Raw genomic sequence first — 6000 nt, 5'->3', positions numbered from 1 at the left:
GTTCCAGAATGAATTGGCTGATCAAGGCTGAGTATCGATTGGACTATTACACATCCTCATTAATTAGAAAATTTATAGAAGAAAACAAAATAGTGACGAAATCAATAACCGTTGATAATGGATTAGAGTTTAATACAATGGGAATTACTGCAAAACGACTCGGTGTCAAACTATATAAATGCGATCCTTACTGTTCTTTTCAGCGTGGTTCTAATGAACGAGCCAATGCGATAGTTAGAAGATTTATACCGAAAGGAAAGTCACTTTACAGCATTGGACAACAATATCTTGATGACATTGCCTTTAAAATCAACTCAATGCCGCGTAAAATATTTGACTTTAAAACTGCTTATGAGATAGAATTTTTAAAAATGAATAGTGGTGCGGTTGAGATTTGATAAAAGAAAAGCCAGTTCGATGAACTGGCTTTTTTTTATGATTATTTCGATTCGTTTCGGGCATAGGTTGCAAGAACACAATCTTCAACAACGTTCAGTCCTAAATCATGTGCTTTGGCAACGAGTTCATCGCTAACAGTTCCAGGTTGGAGCCAAATGGTCGAAATGCCTTTTGCTTTGATGGGTTCAAGATAGTTGATCCCAATCGTTGGATTAACAACAAAGACTGCGACATCAATTGGATCTTCAATCGCTTCAATTGAGTTATAAATACGTTCGCCTTCAACTTCGGTAAGACGGTGGTGAATGCCTCGTGTAATTTTGCCTTTGTTTTTCAGTAAAGTGTAAATTCTATAGGAAAATTTTTTCTGATCATCGGTCATGCCAATTACTGCATAATTGCTGTTTGTTGATAAAATCTCATATGATTTGTCCATAAATATACTCCTTTTCATAAGTTAAGTATAGCACACTGTTTTTGAAGACTGTGTGTATTAACACAGAATCCCTTATTTTCGGTAGTTAACTCGTTTCGTATCAAATGGACGGACTTCAGCTTCAATACGGTCACGTTGTGGCTCGAGGAATGGTGGAAGGCTTAGTTTTTCTCCTAATGTTTCAATTGGTTCGTCAACTGTGAATCCAGGGGTATCGGTAGCAAATTCATAAAGAATACGTCCAACTCGTGTGTAGAGAGATTCAAAGTAGTGACGGTTTACGAAACCAGAGTTTGGATACATGTTACGGGTCATTTGGTCAATACGCTCTTTGAGGTCTTCGGTTGTTTCAACACGAAGCGCAATGTGGTGAACTGCACCATAACCTTGGTACTCGTCTGCTGAAGATTGATCGACGCGAACATGAATGGATGATGAGTTTCCACCTGGGCCCGTTTCAAATCGTGTTACACCATCCTCAATACCAACTTTTGTGAAGCCTAGAGCATCAACTAAGAATTGTTCTTGTGTATCAATATGGCGGACTGTGATTTCAATAGTTCCGAGTCCAACAATTGCGAATTCGTTAGGTACATCACTCCATTGGTTTGGTTTTCCAGCTGGGAAACCACCACCAGTTTGGTCTGAGACAAGACGTAAACGGAGGCCGTCAATATCTTCAAAACGAAGCCCTTTAACACCAAAGAGTTCATCAATAGCATCGTGTTTAACGCCTTTTTCGTCAAAACGCTGCATCCAGTATTCAAGTGCTGCATCACTTGGGACACGCAGTCCAACAGAGGTTACTGCGTTGGTCCCACGGACAGCTTTACTGATTCCAGGGAAATCAAAGAAAGTTAAATCATTTCCGGCAGACGCGTTCTCATCTCCAAAGAATGTATGGTATGCAGAAATATCATCTTGGTTAACGGTTTTCTTTAATAAACGCATTCCGAGAACCTCTGTATAGAATTCGTAGTTTTTCTGTGCATCACTTGCGATATTGGTGATATGATGCCATCCTGATATAGTTTTCATAAATGTGCTCCTTCTGGCATGTACTGCCTTGTTGATAATGCAATCATAACGAATCAAAAAAAGGAGTGCAAGAATAATGACCTAGCAATCTACTATGTTTAATATTATGGATGTAATTTATGAAGAAAATTTATGTTGTTAAGGCGTTCACACACTCCGACACAACGACAATCATTAAATATTTTATGTTTCAGATTTTCATTTCTTAAAAACAGACGAAAATCTGTGTCAAGGACTCACATGTAAAAAAAATCTGTGTTTTAATACTATTAGATTTGAAGGGTGGTGAATGTATGTTAGTCGTTTTTGATAGTTTGACGGGTCAAGGTGCAAGATTTGCATCAAAACTCGAACAAAATACTATAGATATCTTAGACTATGACGGTGAGGGTAGTGAATTATTCTTGATAACACGTTCATGGGACTTTGGGAAAGTTACCGATGAAGCTGCAGAGTTTCTTGAAACATATGCAGATAAAGTGGTAGGCCTAGCAGTAAGCGGCAATCGTAATTGGGGTACAAACTTTGGAGCAGCAGGACAGAAAATTAGTGATCAATACAACATTGAACTCGTATTGAAATTTGAAGGTTCAGGCTTTAGTAAAGATGTTGAATATGTAAAAACATGGATTCAAGAATATAAGGAGGCACGTCTATGACAGCGCAAACAAAAACAAATCAAATTCCTGAGTGGGTCATTCTTAATAATCAGATCCTTGATGGAGATGGAAATATTAAAGATCTCAATAAAGATAAAGAAGCGGTTCGTTCTTATTTTTTAAATTATGTGAATAAACATACACAGTTTTTCCATTCTTTACGTGAAAAACTCGATTACATGATTGAAAATGAGTATTATGAGAAAGAATTTTTGGATAAGTATACATTTGAAGAAATTGAATCTGTCTATGATATTGCTTATAATGCGAAGTTTAGATTCCCAACATACATGGGTGCATTTAAGTTCTATAACGATTATGCAATGAAATCAAATGATGAACGCCGTGTATTCTTGGAGCGTTATGAAGATCGACTTTCCATTATTGCGCTCTACCATGCGGATGGTGATGTAAAGACAGCGCGTCGTCTTATTAAATCACTTATTGCTCAAGACTTTACGCCAGCAACACCAACACTACTCAATACTGGGAAGAAAAAACGTGGTGAATTTGTCTCATGTTTCTTGTTGGAAGTAGATGATTCTTTAAATGACATTGCACGTGTTCAAGAGTTTGCAATGCAACTTTCAAAACTGGGTGGTGGCGTGTCGATTAACTTGACCAACCTTCGTGCGAAAGGTGAAACCATTAAAGACATTCCTGGAGTCGCTAAAGGTGTCGTAGGGGTAGCGAAACTTCTTGATAATGCGTTCCGCTATGCTGATCAAATGGGTCAACGTCAAGGTGCAGGTGCTGTTTACTTAAACGTATTCCACAGTGACATTGAAGATTTCCTCTCAACTAAAAAATTGAATGCTGATGACGATGTTCGTGTTAAGACATTATCAATGGGTGTGGTTATGCCTGACAAGATGATTGAATTAGCACGCGAAGACAAAGATATGTATGTCTTCTATCCGCATACTGTTTATAAAGAATATGGAATTCCGTTCTCAGATATCGCAATTGATATGGATAACTGGTATGAGAAACTTGTAGAAAATCCAAATGTTCGTAAGCGTAAAATAAACCCTCGTAAGCTTTTCGATATGATTGCGCAATTACAAGGGGAATCCGGATACCCATATATCATGTATGCTGATAACGTTAATAAGGAAAACCCTCTCGCGGATCCAATTAAGTTCTCAAACTTATGTACAGAAATTCTGCAACCTTCTGTTGTCTCAACATATGCAGATTACAACAATCGTGATAAAGACCAAATTGGTTTAGATATTTCATGTAATCTTGCAAGTGGACACATGGGAAATATGATTAAAAACAATACAATTGAAGAAACAGTATATGCTGCCATGGATATTATGAACTCTGTATCTGAAAAGACGAATATCGCCCATGTACCAGCAGTTGCTCGTGCTAATAATATTATGCGTTCTGTTGGTTTTGGAATTATGGGGCACCATGGCTATATTGCGGAAAACTATATTGCTTATGGTAGTGATGAAGATATCGATTTAATTGATGTATTCTTCAGTCTTGTTAACTTCTATAGTTTAAAACATTCAATGACGAAAGCCCGTGAAACAGGACTTCGTTTCTATGGTTTCGAGCGTTCAAAATATGCTGATGGGTCATACTTCAATGATCGTGGACCTGTTCATGCACAAACGGATGTCGTTAAAGACATTATGAAGGATATTTATATTCCAACAGAAGAAGAATGGACACAATTAAAAGATGATGTAATGACATTTGGTCTCTATAACTCTAACCGACTAGCAGTTGCGCCAAATGGTTCAATTGCATATGTTATGAGTGCAACGCCATCATTAACACCGATTAAACAAATTGTAGAAGAGCGTACTTATGGAAACTCAAAAACATATTTCCCAATGCCAGCATCTGATGTAGCGGGATTTATGTATGAATCAGCATATACAATGGACAAATATAAAGTTATTGATGTTATTGCAACGGCACAAAAACACGTGGACCAAGGAATTTCATTTGAACTATGCATTACGTCAGATGAAACGACACGTAGTTTGCAAAAATACTACTTATATGCACATTACCAAGGAATTAAAACACTATACTATACACGAACACATAAATTGAGCATCGAAGAATGTATCGCATGTGCAGTTTAATTTGGGAGGGAAATGATTGATATGTTACTAAAAGAAATTGAAGCAAAAAGTGCAGTTCGCCATTACGATGGTGCAAACTGGAACGAAAATGAAGATAACTTTACACAAACGTTTTATGAACAAAATTTAAGTCAATTCTGGAGACCTGAAGACATCAGTCTTCAGCCAGATTTGAACTTGTGGGCAACATTGCCTCAAGATGTTCGTAAAGCGTACTCACAAAACCTTGCTGTTTTAACATTCCTGGATACCTATCAAGGAGATATTGGGATGCCTGTTGTGTCACGCTCAATTGATGATCGTTTCCACCAACGTAAAGCAGTCTTAAACTTTATGGCAGCCATGGAAAATGCGGTTCACGCGAAGTCATACTCAAATATTTTCATGACATACCTGCAAAATGATGAGATTGATGAAATGTTTGCATGGACAGAAAATAATAAGAACATGCAGCGACTTCTTGCGCTGATCGTTGGTTATTATGAAGATTTGGACCGTCTTACTTATAAACGTCGCTACGATGATTTAGGGACGCCTGTTGATTCGTTAGAATTTGATGTCGCACAATGGAAAGCGATGGTTGCATCCGTCTTCTTAGAATCGTGCTTATTCTACAGTGGTTTCTATTACCCACTTTATTTCTATGGACAAGGAAAACTTATGCAAGCTGGGGAAATCATTAACTTGATCCTTCGTGATGAAAGTATTCATGGTCTCTATGTTGGAAACTTGGCAATGGAAATTTACAACAAGTTTGATAAATCACTGCAGGCTGAATTGTACCAATGGCTCACAACCTATCTTGACGAAATCTACGGTGAAGAAGTAGAATTAATTGAATCCATCTACGATGCAGTAGACTTGTCTCATGATGTTAAGATTTTTGTGCGCTATAATGCAAATAAAGCGATGATGAACTTAGGGTTTGATCCATATTTTGACTACGAAGAGGTAAACCCGGTTGTCTTGAATGGATTAAATACCGAGACAAAAACAATGGATAACTTCTCAATGAAAGGAAATGGGTATCAAAAAATGAAATCAGAATCACTTCAAGATGATGATTTCTCATTTGATGCTCCAAGAATTAAACGATGAGCAAAATTAAAATGTTGACACAGGACAACTGTGCTAAATGTGTTACTTTAAAACAATTTCTAGAACTCGGTCTTCGCAACAAGTATGCGGACGATATTGAAATTGTAAAAAAAGAAAACAATCCAGAGGCATTTATGAAGCTGGCATTAGATAATGATATTATGGCTACACCAGCGTTAATTGCGGATGGCGATGTACTTCTCGATGTTGCACCTTCAAAAGTAACGGCTTTCCTCGAAAAACATATTCAATAAAATTA

Annotated in this window: 7 protein-coding genes; 5 read left to right on the top strand and 2 right to left on the bottom strand. The window is 37.4% G+C overall.

From position 1 onward, the window contains the following. A partial coding sequence (locus tag GVV19_RS04655) for an IS30 family transposase (protein ID WP_159645879.1) occupies positions 1 to 398 on the top strand: 398 nt, incomplete at its 5' end. A 41-nt stretch (positions 399 to 439) separates the two neighbouring features. Here the strand turns inward: GVV19_RS04655 and GVV19_RS04650 are convergent. Both GVV19_RS04650 and GVV19_RS04645 read right to left on the bottom strand, forming a co-directional pair. Then, complete coding sequence (locus tag GVV19_RS04650; protein ID WP_159635620.1) at positions 440 to 835, bottom strand: CoA-binding protein; 396 nt, start codon at positions 833 to 835, stop codon at positions 440 to 442. A 72-nt stretch (positions 836 to 907) separates the two neighbouring features. Then, positions 908 to 1873, bottom strand: a complete 966-nt coding sequence (locus GVV19_RS04645; protein ID WP_159645876.1) for a ring-cleaving dioxygenase — start codon at positions 1871 to 1873, stop codon at positions 908 to 910. A gap of 293 nt (positions 1874 to 2166) precedes the next feature. Here GVV19_RS04645 and GVV19_RS04640 point away from each other — a divergent pair, with 293 nt between their 5' ends. Genes GVV19_RS04640 through GVV19_RS04625 form a run of 4 tightly spaced genes read left to right on the top strand, consistent with a single transcriptional unit; the run spans position 2167 to position 5995 of the window. Then, positions 2167 to 2532, top strand: coding sequence for a ribonucleotide reductase stimulatory protein (locus GVV19_RS04640; protein WP_159635614.1), 366 nt, complete (start codon positions 2167 to 2169; stop codon positions 2530 to 2532). Beyond that, positions 2529 to 4643: a class 1b ribonucleoside-diphosphate reductase subunit alpha gene (gene nrdE, locus GVV19_RS04635; RefSeq protein WP_159635611.1), complete on the top strand. Its 2115-nt coding sequence runs from the start codon at positions 2529 to 2531 to the stop codon at positions 4641 to 4643. Before GVV19_RS04640 ends, nrdE begins: the two co-directional genes overlap by 4 nt. A 21-nt stretch (positions 4644 to 4664) precedes the next feature. After that, entirely contained in the window at positions 4665 to 5741 is a 1077-nt protein-coding gene (gene nrdF / locus GVV19_RS04630) for a class 1b ribonucleoside-diphosphate reductase subunit beta (RefSeq protein WP_159640850.1), read from the top strand. Continuing rightward, positions 5738 to 5995 carry a thioredoxin domain-containing protein gene (locus GVV19_RS04625; RefSeq protein ID WP_159635608.1) on the top strand — a complete coding sequence of 86 codons (258 nt, stop codon included), beginning with the start codon at positions 5738 to 5740 and terminating at the stop codon, positions 5993 to 5995. Before nrdF ends, GVV19_RS04625 begins: the two co-directional genes overlap by 4 nt. The last annotated feature ends 5 nt before the right edge of the window (positions 5996 to 6000 follow it).

It is taken from the genome of Erysipelothrix anatis, assembly GCF_009828745.1.
GTDB classification, from domain to species: domain Bacteria; phylum Bacillota_I; class Bacilli_A; order Erysipelotrichales; family Erysipelotrichaceae; genus Erysipelothrix; species Erysipelothrix anatis.
The sequence above is the reverse complement of the archived record's forward strand: the minus strand, read 5'-3'. Positions and strand labels throughout refer to the sequence as shown.